At 33.2% G+C, this 18720-nt stretch carries 19 protein-coding genes; 13 read left to right on the top strand and 6 right to left on the bottom strand.

Features of this window, described 5'->3' with window-relative positions:
- Positions 1-341: 341 nt before the first annotated feature.
- On the bottom strand, positions 342-1256 hold the full coding sequence (locus ABXT64_RS07775) for a Brp/Blh family beta-carotene 15,15'-dioxygenase (protein WP_443632364.1): 915 nt from the start codon (positions 1254-1256) through the stop codon (positions 342-344).
- 79 nt (positions 1257-1335) lie between these two features.
- On the opposite strand from ABXT64_RS07775, the gene ABXT64_RS07780 reads away from it, so the two are divergent.
- The 7 genes from ABXT64_RS07780 to ABXT64_RS07810 all read left to right on the top strand — a co-directional run bounded on the left by ABXT64_RS07780 (position 1336) and on the right by ABXT64_RS07810 (position 4896).
- Entirely contained in the window at positions 1336-2076 is a 741-nt protein-coding gene (locus ABXT64_RS07780) for a bacteriorhodopsin (RefSeq protein WP_443632365.1), read from the top strand.
- Between the two features lie 232 nt (positions 2077-2308).
- Positions 2309-2506, top strand: a complete 198-nt coding sequence (locus ABXT64_RS07785; RefSeq protein WP_443632366.1) for a hypothetical protein — start codon at positions 2309-2311, stop codon at positions 2504-2506.
- 191 nt (positions 2507-2697) lie between these two features.
- Positions 2698-2844 carry a hypothetical protein gene (locus ABXT64_RS07790; RefSeq protein ID WP_443632367.1) on the top strand — a complete coding sequence of 49 codons (147 nt, stop codon included), beginning with the start codon at positions 2698-2700 and terminating at the stop codon, positions 2842-2844.
- Between the two features lie 9 nt (positions 2845-2853).
- Positions 2854-3186, top strand: coding sequence for a hypothetical protein (locus ABXT64_RS07795; RefSeq protein ID WP_443632368.1), 333 nt, complete (start codon positions 2854-2856; stop codon positions 3184-3186).
- Positions 3187-3221: 35 nt separating this feature from the next.
- Positions 3222-3944, top strand: a complete 723-nt coding sequence (locus tag ABXT64_RS07800) for a hypothetical protein (protein WP_443632369.1) — start codon at positions 3222-3224, stop codon at positions 3942-3944.
- Between the two features lie 155 nt (positions 3945-4099).
- Entirely contained in the window at positions 4100-4609 is a 510-nt protein-coding gene (locus tag ABXT64_RS07805) for a thermonuclease family protein (protein ID WP_443632370.1), read from the top strand.
- Positions 4610-4674: 65 nt separating this feature from the next.
- Positions 4675-4896, top strand: a complete 222-nt coding sequence (locus ABXT64_RS07810; protein ID WP_443632371.1) for a hypothetical protein — start codon at positions 4675-4677, stop codon at positions 4894-4896.
- A 206-nt stretch (positions 4897-5102) separates the two neighbouring features.
- Here the strand turns inward: ABXT64_RS07810 and ABXT64_RS07815 are convergent, their stop codons facing one another.
- Together ABXT64_RS07815 and ABXT64_RS07820 are read right to left on the bottom strand one after the other, a co-directional pair.
- On the bottom strand, positions 5103-6446 hold the full coding sequence (locus ABXT64_RS07815; RefSeq protein WP_443632372.1) for a vanadium-dependent haloperoxidase: 1344 nt from the start codon (positions 6444-6446) through the stop codon (positions 5103-5105).
- A 94-nt stretch (positions 6447-6540) separates the two neighbouring features.
- Positions 6541-6702 carry a hypothetical protein gene (locus ABXT64_RS07820; RefSeq protein WP_443632373.1) on the bottom strand — a complete coding sequence of 54 codons (162 nt, stop codon included), beginning with the start codon at positions 6700-6702 and terminating at the stop codon, positions 6541-6543.
- Between the two features lie 383 nt (positions 6703-7085).
- On the opposite strand from ABXT64_RS07820, the gene ABXT64_RS07825 reads away from it, so the two are divergent.
- The 3 genes from ABXT64_RS07825 to der all read left to right on the top strand — a co-directional run bounded on the left by ABXT64_RS07825 (position 7086) and on the right by der (position 11102).
- A complete protein-coding gene (locus tag ABXT64_RS07825) occupies positions 7086-8576 on the top strand; it encodes a carboxypeptidase-like regulatory domain-containing protein (protein WP_443632374.1) in 1491 nt (496 codons plus the stop codon).
- 132 nt (positions 8577-8708) lie between these two features.
- Positions 8709-9590 (top strand): GTPase Era, encoded by an 882-nt coding sequence (era, locus tag ABXT64_RS07830; RefSeq protein ID WP_443632375.1) that lies wholly within the window; start codon positions 8709-8711, stop codon positions 9588-9590.
- A gap of 201 nt (positions 9591-9791) precedes the next feature.
- Positions 9792-11102, top strand: a complete 1311-nt coding sequence (der, locus tag ABXT64_RS07835; protein ID WP_443632376.1) for a ribosome biogenesis GTPase Der — start codon at positions 9792-9794, stop codon at positions 11100-11102.
- 107 nt (positions 11103-11209) lie between these two features.
- Here the strand turns inward: der and ABXT64_RS07840 are convergent, their stop codons facing one another.
- Both ABXT64_RS07840 and ABXT64_RS07845 read right to left on the bottom strand, forming a co-directional pair.
- Positions 11210-11539 carry a MerR family transcriptional regulator gene (locus ABXT64_RS07840; RefSeq protein ID WP_443632377.1) on the bottom strand — a complete coding sequence of 110 codons (330 nt, stop codon included), beginning with the start codon at positions 11537-11539 and terminating at the stop codon, positions 11210-11212.
- Positions 11539-12516 carry a M23 family metallopeptidase gene (locus ABXT64_RS07845; RefSeq protein ID WP_443632378.1) on the bottom strand — a complete coding sequence of 326 codons (978 nt, stop codon included), beginning with the start codon at positions 12514-12516 and terminating at the stop codon, positions 11539-11541. Before ABXT64_RS07845 ends, ABXT64_RS07840 begins: the two co-directional genes overlap by 1 nt.
- Before the next feature lie 121 nt (positions 12517-12637).
- Between ABXT64_RS07845 and alaS the strand changes: the two genes are divergently transcribed.
- On the top strand, positions 12638-15253 hold the full coding sequence (alaS, locus tag ABXT64_RS07850) for an alanine--tRNA ligase (RefSeq protein ID WP_443632379.1): 2616 nt from the start codon (positions 12638-12640) through the stop codon (positions 15251-15253).
- Positions 15253-16203 carry a GSCFA domain-containing protein gene (locus ABXT64_RS07855; protein ID WP_443632380.1) on the top strand — a complete coding sequence of 317 codons (951 nt, stop codon included), beginning with the start codon at positions 15253-15255 and terminating at the stop codon, positions 16201-16203. The genes alaS and ABXT64_RS07855 overlap by 1 nt, the downstream gene beginning before the upstream one ends.
- Before the next feature lie 94 nt (positions 16204-16297).
- On the opposite strand, the gene rho is transcribed toward ABXT64_RS07855, so the two are convergent.
- Positions 16298-18049 carry a transcription termination factor Rho gene (gene rho / locus ABXT64_RS07860; RefSeq protein ID WP_443632381.1) on the bottom strand — a complete coding sequence of 584 codons (1752 nt, stop codon included), beginning with the start codon at positions 18047-18049 and terminating at the stop codon, positions 16298-16300.
- A 201-nt stretch (positions 18050-18250) separates the two neighbouring features.
- Here rho and ABXT64_RS07865 point away from each other — a divergent pair, with 201 nt between their 5' ends.
- Positions 18251-18661, top strand: a complete 411-nt coding sequence (locus tag ABXT64_RS07865; protein WP_443632382.1) for a DUF4293 domain-containing protein — start codon at positions 18251-18253, stop codon at positions 18659-18661.
- Positions 18662-18720: the final 59 nt, after the last annotated feature.

Genomic DNA, 18720 nt, shown 5'->3' on the forward strand with positions numbered 1-18720 from the left:
GCCCTAAAACCTGGGGATAGATTTTTTAAAAGCGAAACAACTTCAATCCCTTACGTTAAGCCGTAAGGGATTATTTATTTATCTCGGCAGCTTTTTGTTTAACAACACTTTAAGTAGTTGCGACATCGCATTGTATTAGTTACATAGTAATTCTAAGCTAGCATACTCTGCTTTAGTTCGCTAGAGCTGGCTTCTGTTGCGATAGCGAACAGCTATAATTATTAGTTAGAAAATCTGAAAGACCTTACTTTAACTTTTTTCAAACTTAAAGTTTGAGTCAATTTACTTTCGCGAGATACATCATATTATGTAGCAAAGGATTGTATTTTTTAAAGTGCTAATTAGCCTTTGATTTTAAACATTTTAGAAATCGTTAAGGAGTGGGCAAATGTTATAGCCCCTAAAAAGGCAAACAATAAGGGTAGTAAGATTTTCTCATCTTGGATCCAGAAAAATAAAAGTGCAATAGCAGAAATAGAAATCAGCCAAATAATGAAAGATGATTTTACATAGGTCACAAAGGTCTTTATGGAAACTTCGCCATACAAAAAATTTTGCTGTTCAAAAATGGAAGGGATGCTGTGCCAAAAAATAAAATAAATAGCAAATGCCCATATCAGTGTTGCCGTTTTAAACACGACAGCAAAAACGAGTAGAAGGAATAACTCAAACAAAAGTCGTTTCCAGGTCATTTTGTTTTGAAATACCATAGTCAGTGCAAATAATAACCAGATTACCAAAGTAAAAGCAATAATCCATCGAAACCATTCTGTTTGAAAAGTAAAACCAGTGAGTGAATTTATTATTTCTAAAGTAGCTGTGCTATTAAGGTTAAATAGAAGAAATAGAATCGTCAGACCATAGAACAGAAACATGGCCTTATTAAAAATAGAAGTTGTTTGTGGCAATGCATTAAAATGTTGCTCACCAAAATGAAAAGCACTAAAAATAACAAATGCAATAAGTGCGAGGCTAGGTAGGTAATAAAAAAGTAAACTAGCAATGAGTACCGTACCTATATAAGAGCCAATAAACAAGGCCAATTGGATAGGTTTTGAGACTCTATTTACTTTTGAAATGAGCTTTAGGTCATTACTTCCGTGCAAAATACCCAGTGAAAAAATTAAAAAAAGCCCAATAATTTGTTGTGACGGACTAGAAAAGTATCCAGAGAGCCATAAGCTAAAAAAGGTGATTACTATTGCGATTTTCGTGTATTTTTCCATGATACATTGCAAGATAGATAATATTTCCATAGATATTAACATAGTATTAATTTGTTTTTTGTTTAACAATTGCTTAGCTTTGTTGAACAAAATTTAAATATATACAACCATGCAAAACTTAAATGCAATGATTTCTTTGGTTCCTAAAATGGCTCCAGACGATTACGTAGGCTTTACCTTCTTTATAGGAGCTATGGCTATGATGGCAGCATCTGCCTTCTTTTTCTTTACCATGAACGACTTTGACCGAAAATGGAAAACTTCTATTTTAGTATCAGGGTTAATTACTTTTATTGCCGCAGTACATTACTGGTACATGCGCGATTACTGGTTTGTAAATGTCGAGTCACCTACCTTCTTTAGGTATGTAGATTGGATATTAACTGTGCCCTTAATGTGTGTTGAGTTCTATCTCATCCTTAAAATCGCTGGCGCAAAACCAAAACTTTTATGGAAACTTATTGTTCTTTCTGTAATAATGCTAATAACTGGATACGCTGGAGAAGCTATAGATCCTGAGAATGCTCAAATCTGGGGATTAGTATCAGGTATTGCATATTTTGCAATTGTGTACGAAATCTGGCTTGGAGGCGCAGCAAAACTTGCAAAAGCAGCAGGTGGATCTGTTCTTAAAGCGCATAAAATGTTATGCTGGTTTGTATTAGTAGGATGGGCAATTTATCCTATTGGATATATGGCTGGAACACCAGGATGGTACGAAGGGATCTTTGGAGGTTTAAATATTGATGTATTGTATAACATCGCAGATGCTATTAATAAAATAGGATTCGGTCTTGTTATTTATACCTTGGCTGTTAGACAAACAGAGGCAGAACAACTTAGTGCTTAAATGCTATCGAGACTAAGTCTGTAAAGAAGGTATGTGCGAAAGTACATACCTTTTTTATTTTTATAAACATTTCACGCTTATTGCCCTGTTAGTTCAACAGCCAATTTATTTCTTCGGAAGAAAAAATCAAAGGGAGAATTGTAGCCAAAAAAGAATGTTTTAGAAGAAGCTCCTGTACAATGGGATAAAATTGATAATGGTATTTCAGGTGGATCTGCGCGGGTTAAAAAATATGATGTCAAAAAATATCATCAAACTATTATCGAATGGTTTATCGCAAGAAGATATTAGTTTTCAATTTAAAAACAACCAAACCTCTCCAAGTAGTTTAAGTTCCATCGAAAAGCGACTTAACAAGCTTAAAATCCAATTCAAAGCCATTAATTCTATCCACTTAGTTTCTATTGTAAAAGATGTAGGTCTTATATAAAACTACAATAAGGGAAACCGTAACATAACAGGTGCCAAGCAACGTATGTTTGTGTTGGTTATTCGCTTGCCCTAAAACCTGGGGATAGATTTTTTAAAAGCGAAACAACTTCAATCCCTTACGGAATACCGTAAGGGATTTTTGATTTTAGTGATTAAGTTTGGAGTGGTATAATTTTAAAACATATTATCATGGCAGTTAAACATACACCAACAGCAGAAGTTTATAAAGGACAAAAAGGTGGAACTACAGGGTGTGGCTTTAATACAAATGAGAATTCAGATCATTGGGTAAGCTCAAGTGAAAAAATAAGTTGCAATAAAAATGGATGTAAATAAAGAGACATTATGAAGTCAATAGTATTAAAATTTCTAATTGGAATTTTTATAGTAGGAACCTTCTTTAGGTTGTTCTGTGGAATTTTTGTAATTCAACCCATTGGAGCAATACCTGAAGGTGCTACTATTGTTTATTGGAGAAGCGGTATAAATTTGAATTTAGATTTCATTTCATCCGCTGATGGAGTTTTGGAAAAATCAGGAACTGGAGTATCGCTTTTGGGAAGAGGTGTTATTCTTGCCAAAGTTGCAAAACCCATTAAAAAAAGAGAAATAGTTAGGTTTAATTATTCAGAAACTTTTTATTTATGGTCTACAGGTGAAAATAAATATAATAAATAAAGAGTCAATTTCAACTTTCATTAAAAACGAACCAAATGAAAAAAATCACCCTATTTGTTTTACTTATCACCCTTTTAATTCCTAAATCAAATGCCCAAAACGATGGAGCTGCTGCAGCTGCTGTAATTGGGGGTGTTTTGGCAATTGGAGCTGGAATAGCTGCAGTTGAAAGCATGAAGGAACAAGCAGAGTTGACCGCCACAGAATGGTTACTGTCCAATCACCCAGAGTTAACGAGTTTCTATGTGAGGACCTTAGATTTCAAAGGGAAAAAACTAAAGGATATGTCATCTGTATCTGTAATTACATTTAAAATCAGAGAATTTGAACCCTCAGATGATGAAATTACTTATGGCAAAAAAAGAGTACTTTTCGGTTTTACAAGCCATGGATGGATTAGTGAATACGGTATCAATTTTAACAAAATACGATGGTTTTTTATAGATGATACCGAGTGGATGAACATGATGGTAGCTTATGTAAAAGTTGCTTCTAATGAAACTAACATGGAGCAGATTAAAGTAACCCTTGAAACAGGTAATGTAGTTAACAAAGGTGTAAAAATTAAAAGTAAACTAGTAATTCCGTTTTATAAACTGAAGGGCGATATGTATGTGGTTACAGACTATTCTCAGGATTTAAAATTAATATATAATGAACGCTCTTTAGGTATTTATTTGAAGGAAACGAATGATTTGGTGCAAATAAGAAGAAGTACAATTATTGAAATACATGACTTTCTCTTTCCCAATGATTAATTAAAAAAGTTTCATAACAAATGTTATAATCAACATAATGAAGAAAAAGAAATATTCAGGTTTGGTTATTCAGAGACACTATATTTATGGTCTACAAACGGAAAAACTTATGAAAATTAAAACAGCAACATAATATTCAACTTTTAATTAAATAAATGCTAAAAAACCCTAGACAATTTAATCTATTTATTTTATTGCTATTTGTTACTTCTATAACAATAGCCCAAACCATCACAGGCAAAGTAATCGCTATTACAGATGGCGATACCTTCAAGCTCCTTACCAACGATTCCATTGTTCATAGAGTCCGATTGGCAAACATCGACTGTCCAGAAAAAAAACAAGCCTTTTCAAAACAAGCAAAACAGTTTGTTTCCGAAGCTATTTTCAGTAAAACAGTACAAGTAGAGGTGTTAAAAAAAGACCGATACAGACGATTGATAGCAAATGTGTTTTATGGAGATTCTTTAAATTTAAATCACCAACTCGTCAAAAATGGTTTCGCTTGGCATTACCTAAAATATTCAAAGGATCCAATCTTACAAAGTCTAGAAGATCAAGCTAGAAAAAAGAAAATTGGCCTGTGGCAAGACCCAACAGCAATAGCACCATGGGTGTGGCGGGACAATAAAAAGAAAAATTATAAAAAGTCAAAAAAACAATAGCATGATTTTTATCATTACATAAAAACGTAAATTGTATCATATTTAAAAAAACCCCAGTTGATAATATGAAACCCTTAAAAATATTTTTTACTGCCATTGCCTTTATATTCCTTACTTCATACTCATATATCCCCAACGAAGTATATATCTGTACAGGGAAGTACAGTAAAAAATACCATTATACAAATAAGTGTAGAGGCCTGTCTAATTGCAAAGGAAGCATTAAAGAAGTGACTTTAAGCGATGCTAAAAATTTTGGAAGAACCTTATGTGGATGGGAGGATTAATTCAAAAAAAAGTGTAATTTTAAAATCTATCCCCACTTCATTCTGCTTAGGCGGAATAGGTGGGGTATTTTTTTTAATAAAAACTGAATGAAAATAAAAACAAACCCTTCGCTTCAACATCAAACAAAAGCATCAAACAAAAGAGATATACTAATAACAGCTATTTTTGTAAACACTTCGTCTTCGACTCACCTATTAATAAGAGGTTAGTTTTCAAAGATATCAATTACATTTTCACCTATTTGATAGCCTTGAATTAGCCCGAGGTCGATCCCTTCCTGAAAATGAATTCCGCCATATAATCTCGAAATAGCAGCTTCTTCTGCCATATCATAAAAGGTGTCATAATCTCTGGGTGTTCCATCAATATCTGTTCGGTCTTCATGTGTACGATCTGTAAAGCTATAGTCTTCGCCAAATATGGAAGTTAAAATTTTTGCAAGAGCGCCAGATTGTACCGAGTGACCTGAGGTGTATTCTGGAAAGGGTGGAGTCTCTAAAATTGTCCCCCAATTTGCGTCAATCTGATTATTAATAACCGTAACGGGACGTGGGTAATTTGTGGTGTATTTTACTTTCCAGCAAGAAATAAAAGCGTCGTTAATACCAACAGCTAATTTTGCAAATGCCTCAGAAGCAGCAAATAGATCGATATTATTGTCATTAATTAGTTGATTGAGAATAGAGATAGAATGTCCAGGAGGTGTCGCAGAAGTTTGTGGATCGTCCGACCAAAATTCAGCAATAACAATTTGTTCCGGTGTAGCATTATTTACGACATCATATACCTCAAGTGCTCTTATATAATAGATAGAGTTAGTATCAGTGCTATACGCTGGAGGATCTGCTGGAGTGGTATTTTCAACATTAAGCGTTATAAAGGGTCTATTATCTCCCCAATACGGCTGTAACGCTTGTTGGTCTATAGCGGTTGGCTTCCAAAATTCAACCCCTGGGAGAGGTTCGTACTCACTAGGAAAATTATTAAATTGACATTCAAAACCACCATCAGTTGAAGCCCATAATAAAATTTCATCTACTAAATTAAGAGCAAATACAATAGACCGGTTAATTACTTCGCTGTCGGTATCATTTAAAAATTGATCGCTAAATTCAGTTTCCAAGTCAAGAATACTCGTATAGTTACTAGGCGAAGCATTAGAGTAAAAATATTTGGTCATACTTGCTAAGGTTGAATTAACAACGGTTGGCCAGTGGTATTCTAAACCATCCATATAAGTGGTTTCTAAATTTAACCCGTTTAATTTACCTGATAATGATGTTTTATTAGCCATGCCTACTTGGGTAGATTCGTATAAAGCCACGCCAGTATATCCAAATGCTCTTGCCGCTACAGGCGGTGTATAACCAGCGGTTTCTGTGGTTAGTACTTTAATTAGATTAAACCAACGTACCACAACTTCCGAATTAAATTGATCTGGGCTTATAAATTCAGATTCGTTTGTAATAGGATCATTGTCAGACTCACAGGAGTTAAATACAATGATTAGAAGGATTGCGAGGTAGGGGAATCTAATTTTTTTTAACATTTTTTGTTTTTTTAACACTTACAATACTAGTTGTTTTTTATGGAACAATCCTATTTAGTATTTCCCTTTTTTATAATTAATTGAATAAAAAAAGCTATTGTTTTAGTGTATCAGGAGTATTTGCTCCCTTAATAATCGCCTTCAAACGTTCTTTTCGGGTAGTTTGTTCCTTCTTTAATTTATTCTTTTTACGATTCATCAACTTGGTATGCTTGGCCTTGTTTTGCGTATTTTTTTCTTTTCCTTTTTTACCCATTGTGTAATAATATTTGCAAATATAAAAAATAAACTAAGGACTAAAACCGTCCTACTATTCAAATTTCTTGTCATCCTGAACTTGCCTGCACTGAGCTTGTCGAAGTGATTCAGGATTCATCATGATGTTAATTATTTGTAAAATGGATTCCGTGTCAAGCACGGAATGACAAGAGCTTATTGAATTGACTTCAATTCGTTTAACTTTAAAAGAGATAGAAGGGGAAATGATTAGAATTTTTTAGCAATGGAAAAAAGTAATGGAAAAAAAATAAAGTTAAAACAAACCAAACACAACGTTAAAAGCAAGATAAATGTAACAAATCATGCCATCATTCGTCTTCATAACACATACATTTATCCCATCAACGGAAACAAATTAACATGAACAGAGCATTACTTTTTATAACTACTTTTAGTATATTATTCATTTCAGCGATAGCGCAATCTCAATCCTTTTCAGCAAAAGTAGTAGATGAAAAAACAGGAGATCCTATCTCCTATGCCACAGTGCAAACCGGAAAACACAGCGGGGTCATTACCAATGAAGAAGGAGAATTTACCTTAAAAGAATCGCAGGTTGCCAAACTAAAAGATTCTATTTTTATTTCCTCTATGGGATTTGAAACCAAAGGTTTTTTAATTGAGAACATGACAGAAGGGTTGATAACATTAACTTCCAAACCCTTTGAACTTAAAAGTGTGTTTTTATCTACAAATAATTATTCTGCAGAGGAGATTATAGCGTTAGTAAAAGAAAATATAGATGCCAATTATGCGGTAAATCTTTCAAAAAAGAAAATATTTTTTAGACAGTCAGATCTTAATAAGATGAAAAAAGTAGGAATCGAATTTGTGAAGTCTACTATAGAAGAATTAGATAAAAACCTCATCGATAGTATTGCAGGGTTAATTCCTAGAAAGTCTGAATATTACCGCGAAGCCGTGGGCGATTTCTATGGCGATTATAGCAACCATAAATTGTTTGTGGATAAAGGAGCTGAATTATATGATAAGAACGCAGATGTTTCTATGGATGGGCTTTCAGAAAAAATGGAGAAGATCTTTAAAGACAATGTAAAACCAAATTCATATTTAAAAATAAAATCGGGTTGGTTTGGCACTAAAGTTCAGTTAGATTCTTTATTAATTGCTGAAAAAGATGAAGATGCCAAAGTAAAAGTTGAAAATACCGATGATCAGATCTTTCAGGAAAAAGTCAAGGACCACATTTCTTGGATGTATGAAGAACTCTTTTTTCATGAAGATTCTAAACTAGACATGTTAACAAAGTCCAATCGATACGAATTTACCTTAGATAATTATACCTTCATAGATGAAGAGTCTGTGTACATTATACGCTTTGAGCCTAAAGGGAGGAAAGATTTTGAAGGGGTGATGTATGTCAATACAGAAGACTTCGCGATTATGCGTGTAGAGTTTAACAATGTACGTCCCTTAAAGAAATTTGGTTTGTTAGGCATTAGTTACCGTCACAATTTGTTTAGAGGAAAGATGTTATTCAATAAAAATGGAAAAGGGACCTATAGCCCTAAGTACATCGAATTAGAAAGTGGAAGTGTATTTGGAGTAGATCGCCCTTTAAGTGTTATTGAAAAGAATAAATTTGTTAAAGGAAGACGTAAGCAAAATGAATTAGCTTTAGAGTTAGATATAAAAACGACCTCTATCAATAAATTCGAATTGGTGATTTATGATTCTGAAGAAATATCTCAAGGAGCTTATGACAGCGCTTTAGAAAATCCTAAGATGAAAGCAGATTATTTGTCTCAATACGATCCATCCTTCTGGGCAGGGTATAATATTATGGAACCCAATGCTGCGATTCAAGAATTTAAAGTTCTGGAAGAATAATCTTTTTGTCATTCTGAACTTGGTTCAGAATCTCATTAATGCAAAAAAGATTTGAAACATTTTGGAAAGTAAAAAAAGAGAATAAAGAAATCAAAGAGATTTTTACTATTGTATCTTTGCACAAAAATTTAAATGTCTCATAAAGCAGGATTTGTAAATATTATAGGAAACCCCAACGTGGGGAAAAGTACCTTAATGAATGCCTTTGTAGGGGAACGTCTTTCAATTATCACATCGAAAGCACAGACCACTCGCCATCGTATTTTGGGTATTGTGAATGGAGAAGATTTTCAGATGATATTAAGTGATACGCCTGGGATTCTTAAACCTGCCTATGAATTACAAGAAAGCATGATGAGTTTTGTGAAATCTGCTTTCGAAGATGCCGATGTGTTGCTTTATTTAGTAGAGTTGGGCGAAAAAGATTTAAAAGATGAAGATTTCCTCCGTAAAATAACCAATGCAAAGATTCCTGTATTATTATTGATCAATAAAATTGACAAAGGGAACGAAGAATTGTTAGCTGAATCTATGAAGCTGTGGCAAGAGAAAGTGCCAAACGCCCAAATGTTTGCTATTTCAGCCCTAGAAAATTTTGGAGTACAAGAAGTGTTTCAAGAGATTATAAAATTACTGCCAGAATCACCTGCTTTTTATCCGAAAGATCAATTAACGGACAAGCCTGAGCGATTTTTTGTTAATGAAATTGTACGCGAAAAAATACTCATGCATTACAAAAAAGAGATTCCTTATTCCGTAGAAATTGAAACGGAAGAGTTTTATGAGGAAGATGAAATTATTCGCATCCGAAGCATCATCATGGTAGAACGTGAAACTCAAAAAGGAATTATTATTGGGCATAAAGGAACTGCCATTAAGCGGGTAGGTGTTGAAGCTCGAAGGGATTTACAAAAGTTCTTCGGAAAGCAAGTCCATATCGAATTAGTAGCAAAAGTGAATAAAAATTGGCGTAGTAACGACCGTCAGTTAAAACGTTTTGGCTATAATAAATAAGGAATTTATTCTTTGTGTATTACCTAATTCATAAAGGTATATAATTCATGTATTTGTACAAGTCCAGTTTGTTTTAATTCTTTAGAAAACCGAGGACCTAAGATGACTTCATTTTTTTCCGAAGCATAAATAAAAAATCAAGTCAATGTACTGTTTTTTCTTCAAACTCTAAACACTACATTTGCAAACAATTAAAAAAATATGAGTATAGTTGCTATTGTAGGGAGACCCAATGTAGGAAAATCTACATTATTTAATCGTTTGATCCAACGCCGTGAAGCCATTGTTGACGCAGTGAGCGGTGTTACTCGTGACCGTCATTACGGAAAGAGTGATTGGAATGGTAAAGAATTTTCTGTAATTGATACAGGAGGGTATGTGGTTGGAAGTGATGACGTTTTTGAAGGTGAAATCGATAAACAAGTAGAATTGGCAATCGATGAAGCGGATGCAATTATTTTTATGACTGAAGTTGAAAGCGGAGTTACAGGAATGGATGAAGATGTTTCAAAATTACTTCGGAAGTCTAACAAACCTGTATTTTTAGTAGTAAACAAAGTAGATAGTTCTAAAAGAGAGGGTGATGCTGTTGAGTTTTATTCTCTTGGATTTGATCGTTATTATACCATGTCGAGTATCAACGGAAGTGGTACAGGCGATTTATTAGATGATTTAGTAAAAGAATTACCTGACTCTGAAGATATAAACCATGAAAATGTAACTTCCTTGCCAAGATTTGCGGTAGTGGGAAGACCGAATGCAGGGAAATCATCTTTTATCAATGCACTAATTGGTGAAGAAAGATATATTGTAACTGATATTGCAGGTACCACAAGAGATAGTATTGATACCTATTACAATCGTTATGGATTCGAATTTAATCTGGTAGATACGGCAGGAATTAGAAGAAAGAGTAAAGTAAAAGAGGACCTAGAATTCTATTCAGTGATGCGTAGTGTTCGTGCCATTGAACATTGTGATGTTGTTATTGTAGTATTAGATGCCACTAGAGGATTTGATGGCCAAGTGCAAAAAATATTTTGGTTAGCACATAAAAACAACAAAGGAGTCATCATTTTAGTAAACAAATGGGACTTAGTTGAAAAGGATCATAAGAGTGTGAATGCATTTGAGAAAATAATCAGAAAAGAATGTGAACCTTTTATTGATGTGCCGATTGTTTTTATCTCTGTATTAAACAAGCAACGTATTTTTAAGGCTATTGAAAGTGCTGTTGAGGTTTTTAAAAATAGAACCAAGCGTATTAAAACAAGTGAGCTAAATGAAACAATGCTTAGTATTATTGAAGCATATGAACCACCTGCAATAAAAGGGAAGTATGTACGAATTAAGTATTGTACACAATTGCCAACACCTTATCCTAGTTTTGCTTTTTTCGCCAACTTACCACAGTATGTAAAAGAACCGTATAAGCGTTTTTTAGAAAATAAGTTAAGAGAGAAATATAATTTTCACGGAGTACCGGTAACGATTTATATTAGAAAGAAATAGTTTTGCTTAATCAATAGTCAGTAGTGAAATTTCTAGTATTTTTTATACTACGGTGCTTGATTTTAATAACGGATTAAACGATTCAACAAATCAACATTTGTTTGCGTTTATAAATTCTCTTTTATTTTAAGTAATTCAGATTTTACCGTTTCTAATTTTCGGATGATTTCAAAACGATCATACGTTTTTTGCTTGTTTTCCTTTAAATGAGTTTTTGCACCTTCGAGTGTAAAACCTCGTTCTTTTACCAAATGATAAATGAACTCCAGGTTTTTAATGTCCTCTGGTGTAAATTTTCGATTGCCTTTTGCATTTTTTTTAGGCTGTAATACGTCGAACTCCTTTTCCCAAAAACGTATTAATGAGGTGTTTACTGAAAATGCTTCAGCTACTTCACCAATATTATAATATCTTTTTTCAGGTAGATCTACATGCATTAGTCTAGAGATTGGTTTTCTTGTTCAGCAATTATTAATAATTCGGCAAATTCTTCCGGACTTAAGTTTCCGTAGTAAAAATTAATAGGATTGATACGTTCATTGTCTTTAAAAACTTCATAATGTAAATGAGGAGCTTCCGACCTTCCAGTACTTCCTACAAATCCAATAAGATCACCTCTTTTTACTTTATTTCCTTTTCTAACATTGTATTTATATAAATGTGCATATAAACTAATATATCCATATCCATGGTCAATACGAATGTGTTTCCCATATCCTGAAGCAGTATTATCTGCCTGAATCACCTTGCCATCACCACTTGCATACACAGGGGTTCCTCTAGGTGCAGTAAAATCCATTCCCCAGTGTTTTTTTCTAGCTTTCGTAAATGGATCGGTTCTATAACCAAAACCAGAAGCCATTCTTGTTAAATCCTCGTTTCGTAAAGGTTGAATCGCTGGAATTGAAGTGAGAAGTTTTTCTTTTTCTTCTGCTAATTTTGCAATTTCATCAAGTGATTTAGATTGTACCACAATCTGTTTTGTTAAGATATCAATTCTTTTACTTGTGGAGATTATTAATTTAGAATTGTCAAACCCTTCAAGGTCTCGGTATCTATTTATACCACCAAATCCAGCTTTTCTTTGTTCTTCTGGAATCGGATTTGCTTCAAAATAGACCCTATATATGTTATTATCACGCCTTTCAACTTCTGACAGCACTATTTCAGCTTCTTTCATTTTTTTATTAAGTAGCTCGAACTGAAGTTCCATATTGCTTAATTCTCTTTTTAAAGCAATTTCTTTTGGAGTTTCGATATAAGGAATGTTGATGTATAAAAGAAGTAACAAAAAACCACTTAATAACATTCCTAAAAGGCTTAGAAAGAAAATTCTAAACTTTCTACCTTTTTTATATTCTATTTTACGGTACGAAAGTGTTTCACTATCGTAGTAATATTTTACTTTAGACATACGTTAAAAAATCCTATTTTTGCACGATGATAGTTAGCGTTAATTATTTTGTAAACGATTTACAAATATAGAAATTGTTTACGCTTCTACCTAAGGTGCTATTTTATTAAAAAATTAACAGATGAATTCTAAGGATATACGTTCCAAATTTTTAAGCTTTTTTGAATCAAAATCTCATGACATAGTTGCGTCTGCTCCTATGGTTTTGAAAGATGATCCCACCCTTATGTTTGTTAATTCGGGAATGGCCCCTTTTAAAGAATATTTCCTCGGAAATGCAGTGCCTAAAAATACCAGATTAACAGATACTCAAAAGTGCCTGCGTGTTTCTGGAAAGCATAACGATTTAGAAGAAGTAGGATATGACACTTATCACCATACCTTATTTGAAATGTTAGGGAATTGGAGTTTTGGAGATTACTTTAAGAAAGAAGCAATTGCATGGGCATGGGAGTTATTAGTAGAGGTGTATGGTGTAGATAAAAACATACTATATGTAACTGTTTTTGAAGGAAGTGATGATGACGATAAGCTGCCAATGGATCAAGAAGCGTATGATTTCTGGAAGCAAATTATTCCTGAAGATAGAATCTTAATGGGGAATAAAAAAGATAACTTCTGGGAAATGGGAGAGCAAGGTCCTTGTGGTCCATGCAGTGAAATACATGTAGATATTCGTTCCGAAGAAGAAAAGAAAAAAGTAGACGGAAAGTCATTAGTTAATATGGACCATCCTCATGTAGTTGAGATTTGGAACCTTGTATTTATGCAATACAACCGAAAAGCAAATGGTACCTTAGAAAATCTACCAAATAAACATATAGATACAGGAATGGGCTTTGAACGCCTATGTATGGTATTGCAAGGGGTGAAATCTAATTACGATACGGATGTTTTTACACCCATAATTCGTGAGATTGAAACGATTACCAATACTGAATATGGTACCGATGAAAAGATAGATATAGCAATACGAGTGATTGCAGATCATGTACGAGCGGTTGCATTTTCAATTGCCGATGGACAATTACCAAGTAATACAGGTGCAGGATATGTAATTAGAAGAATCCTTAGAAGAGCGGTACGTTATGGATTTACTTTCTTAGATAAAAAAGAACCATTTATATATCGATTGGTTAGTGTTTTAAGTGAAAAAATGGGAGTTGCCTTTCCTGAATTAAAAACTCAAAAACAGCTGATTGAAAATGTTATTAAAGAAGAAGAATCCTCTTTTTTAAGAACCTTAGATCAAGGTTTGGTGCTTTTAGATAAAATAATTAAGAGCTCAAAAACAAAAGAAATATCTGGATCTAAAGTGTTTGAACTTAAAGATACCTATGGTTTCCCAGAAGATTTAACTGACCTTATTCTTCGTGAAAAAGGATTTACTTATAATACTAAAGAATTTAATAATTCACTTAAAGAACAACAAAGTAGAGGTCGTGAAGCATCAGAATTAAAATCGGATGATTGGATAATTCTACACCATGATGAAGTTGAAGAGTTTATTGGTTACGATTCACTAGAAGCACATGTAAAAATTACACGTTACCGTAAAGTGGTTTCTAAAAAAGATGGTGAAATGTATCAGCTTGTTTTCAATATAACACCATTTTATCCTGAAGGAGGTGGACAGGTTGGTGATAAAGGCTATTTAGAAGATGAACATGGCGATGTAGTTTACATATTAGATACCAAAAAGGAAAACAACCTTATTATTCATTTTACTAAAAATTTACCGAAGCATCGTGATGAGGTTTTAAAAGCAGTAGTTGATACTAAACAACGTTCTAGAACTGAATGTAACCATACAGCAACACACTTATTGCATCAGGCATTACGTGAAGTCTTAGGAGATCATGTTGAGCAAAAAGGTTCTGCGGTACACTCTAAATACTTACGTTTTGATTTTTCACATTTTTCTAAACTAACGGTAGAGGAATTAAGAGATGTTGAGAATTTTGTAAATGCAAGGATCGCAGGTAAATTACCCTTACAAGAAGGGAGAGGTATACCTATTAAACAAGCGATGAAAGAGGGTGCTATGGCATTATTTGGAGAGAAATATGGTGATACAGTACGTACGATTCGTTTTGGTCAATCAATGGAATTATGTGGAGGAACGCACGTTCAAAACACTGCAGATATTTGGCATTTTAAAATTGTTTCTGAAAGTGCAATTGCATCCGGAATTAGAAGGATTGAAGCAATTACAAACGATGCAGTTAAAGACTTCTATTTTGAAAATAACAGGGCTTATTTTGAAATGAGAGATTTGCTAAATAACACCAAAGAACCTGTTAAGGTTTTACGTGCTTTACAAGATGAAAATGTTACGTTGAAAAAGCAAGTTGAGTCATTACTGAAAGATAAGGCTAAAAACATAAAAGGAGATTTAAAGAATGAATTTGAAGAAATCAACGGTATTAATTTTCTAGCCAAGAAAGTAGATATTGACGCTGCTGGAATGAAAGACTTAAGTTTTGAGTTAGGCGGTGAAGCTTCAAATATATTTATATTATTTGCTGCGGAACAAAATGGAAAAGCTTTACTATCCTGCTATATCTCTAAGGAACTAGTAGAAGAAAAAGGATTAAATGCTGGAAAGGTAGTAAGAGAATTAGGTAAATTTATTCAGGGTGGCGGAGGAGGTCAACCGTTTTTTGCAACGGCTGGAGGTAAAAACCCATCAGGAATTAATGAGGCTATAGATAATGCAAAAGCCTATATATTGTAATGATAAAGCTGCAAACCAAAATAGCACTTCAACCAGAGAAGCATCAAATTGACTATGCTTCAAAAGTGTTATTATTGGGTTCTTGCTTTGCAACCAATATTGGCGAAAAGTTTGACTATTTTAAATTTCAGCATCTTGTTAATCCCTTCGGAATTAGTTTTCACCCTATTGCAATCGAAACGCTTGTAACAAGAGCAATTAACGAGACCTATTTTACAGAAGATGATATCTTTTATCACAATGAACAGTGGTGTTGTTTTGAGGCTCATTCAGCGCTTTCAGTAATTGAAAAAGAGGTATATTTAAGAATATTGAATGAAAGATTAATTCAATTAAATGAATATATAAAATCAGCTTCACATATTATATTCACCTATGGAACTTCATGGGTATACCGATTTATTGAAACAGACTCAATTGTAGCAAATTGCTATAAAGTACCACAGAAAAAATTCTTGAAAGAACTCCTTTCCGAAGAAGATATTTCAGCAAGTATTGATAATGTAATAATCTTAATACAATCGGTTAATTCAGAAGTTAATGTAATTACAACTGTTTCTCCTGTTCGGCATATTAAAGACGGTTTATTGGAGAATACACGAAGTAAAGCACAGCTAATAACAGGGTTACATAAGGAGGTTTTATCTAAAAATAGAATCTATTATTTTCCGTCATATGAAATAATGATGGATGAACTTAGAGACTATCGTTTTTATAAAGAAGATTTAATTCACCCCAATAATACTGCTATTTCAATTATATGGGAAGCATTTAAAGAGGTATGGGTTTCTTCAAGTACCCATGAAATTCAGAAAGAAATTTCCACAATACAAAGGGGTTTACTACACAAGCCGTTTAATAAAGAAAGTTTAGAGTATCAAAAATTTTTGAAAAGTATAGAACACAAAATTGTAAGTATACAATCAAAATATCCAAAGATTAATTTTTGAAGTTGAAGGTATATCGGTTTCTTTTAGAGGGGTGTTAATCAAAAAAAAGCCTAACACAGAGTGTTAGGCTTTTTATATATATATAAATATTATTTTATCTATTCATAGACATTAAAAACTCTTCATTATTTCGAGTTTGTTTTACACGATCATTAATGAATTCCATTGCTTCCACAGGATTCATGTCTGCTAAGTATTTACGCAATACCCACATACGTTGAATGTTCTTTTCACCCAATAATAAATCATCTCTTCGTGTACTAGATGAAGTAAGATCAATTGCAGGGAATATTCTTCTGTTAGATATTTTTCTATCCAATTGAAGCTCCATATTACCTGTCCCTTTAAATTCTTCAAAGATAACTTCGTCCATTTTAGATCCTGTTTCAGTAAGTGCCGTAGCAATAATACTTAACGATCCTCCATTTTCAATGTTACGTGCAGCACCAAAGAAACGTTTCGGTTTATGTAAAGCATTAGAATCTACACCACCACTTAATATTTTACCACTTGCGGGTTGCACTGTATTATATGCTCTTGCAAGACGAGTAATTGAATCTAATAAAATAACAACATCATGCCCACATTCTACCAAACGTTTTGCTTTTTCTAATACAAGATTTGCTATTCTAACGTGTTCTACTGCTTCTTTATCAAAGGTTGAAGCAATCACTTCGCCACGTACATTACGTTGCATGTCTGTAACCTCTTCAGGACGTTCATCAATTAATAAAATTATTTGATATACTTCTGGATGGTTCGCAGCAATTGCATTTGCTATATCTTTTAATAAAACTGTTTTACCTGTTTTAGGTTGAGAAACAATCATACCACGTTGACCTTTTCCAATAGGGGCAAACATGTCAATAATACGTGTTGAAATATTTGCTTGCTTTTCAGCTAAGTTAAATTTTTCTTCAGGGAATAAAGGAGTTAAATGTTCAAATGCAACACGGTCACGCACTACATTTGGATTTTGCCCATTTATTTTATTCACCTTAATTAAAGGGAAATATTTTTCTCCTTCTTTAGGAGGTCTAACCTGACCTAATACAGTATCTCCTGTTTTTAAGCCAAACAATCTTATTTGTGATTGTGACACATAAATATCATCTGGAGATGATAAATAATTGTAATCACTAGAACGTAAAAAACCATATCCATCTTGCATGATGTCTAAAACACCTTCACTTTCAATGATCCCGTCAAATTCAAAATCTGGCTGTCTGTATCTATTTCTAGTGTCCTTATTTCCGTCTTTTCCTTTATGTTGATTAGGTTGGTTTTGATGTCTCGGTTTATTTTCCTGCTTATTCTGGGCAGGTTTTGGTCCTTTGTTCTCTTCTTTTTTAGCTTGAGGATTAGCTTCCTGTTTTCTTGGGTTAGGTCTTGGTCTTTTGGTTTCCTCTTTTTTAACCTCAGGGTTATTATTATTTGAATCTTTCGGATCTTGAGATTCTTTTACTTCTTGAGATTCTTTTACTTCTTGAGGTTCTACGCTCTCAGGTTTCTTATTAGAATCGACTTCTTTAGAATCATTTTGATTGCGAGGATCAACTCTTTGTTTTCTTGGACGGTTTACTCTTTGTTGATTAGGCTGTTGTTGCGTCTGTTTTTGAGGCTCTTCTTTCTTTTCAGAAGAAGCTAGAGGTTTTTCAACAGGTTTTGAGCTTTCCTCTACATTTAATACAGCTTTAACTGCTGTAGGATTTGCAGCTTGATAATCTAAAATTTGATATACCAAGTCTAATTTTTTTAAGCTTCTGTATTTAGGTACTTTTAAAGCTTTAGCGAGTTCCTGTAATTCAGGTAACTTCTTTGTTTTTAATTCTGAAATTTCTAACATGTACTGTTATATGAGTTAAATTTTATTCGATTCAATTTTTTGTTTTGAAGAAAAATAAATTGGATAATTAAGTTGAAGACTAAGTAACCTTATTTGAATTGGTTACGTATTGTTACTGCAATTATACAACAATAAATTAAACTTTGTATTTAATTTTTTAAAAAGAAAGCCTATTTTCGCAATCTATAATTATAGTATTACATGTTACAACGCATACAAACTGTTTATATATTAATTTCAATCCTAATTATGGGAGCCTTATATTTATGGTTTCCTGTAATTAAAGATGAAGCTGGGACTATAATAATTCATCAAAACGAACCTTTAATAATGGGTTTAATTTATGGATCTATTGCTTTGTCGTTGTTCTCAATTTTAAATTTTAAAAAGCGTAAGCTACAATTTGTGCTAGATCGCATGAGTATCATATTAAACTTTGTATTACTGGGAGTTTTCGTATACAGATCACTAACCTTATCCGGAGAGACTTTAGTTTCTGAGAAGGGTATTGGGGTGTTACTTCCCATCATTTCTATCGTTTTTTTAGTGTTGGCCAATAAAGCCATCAAAAGGGATGAAGACCTTGTAAAATCTGTCGATAGGTTGCGATAAACCGAATCTTAGTATATTAGTTGAAACCCTAAAAGGATGCCACCTTTTAGGGTTTTTTA

Origin of the sequence: Candidatus Marifrigoribacter sp. Uisw_064 (genome assembly GCF_047730175.1) — a bacterium.
Lineage (GTDB): Bacteria > Bacteroidota > Bacteroidia > Flavobacteriales > Flavobacteriaceae > Marifrigoribacter.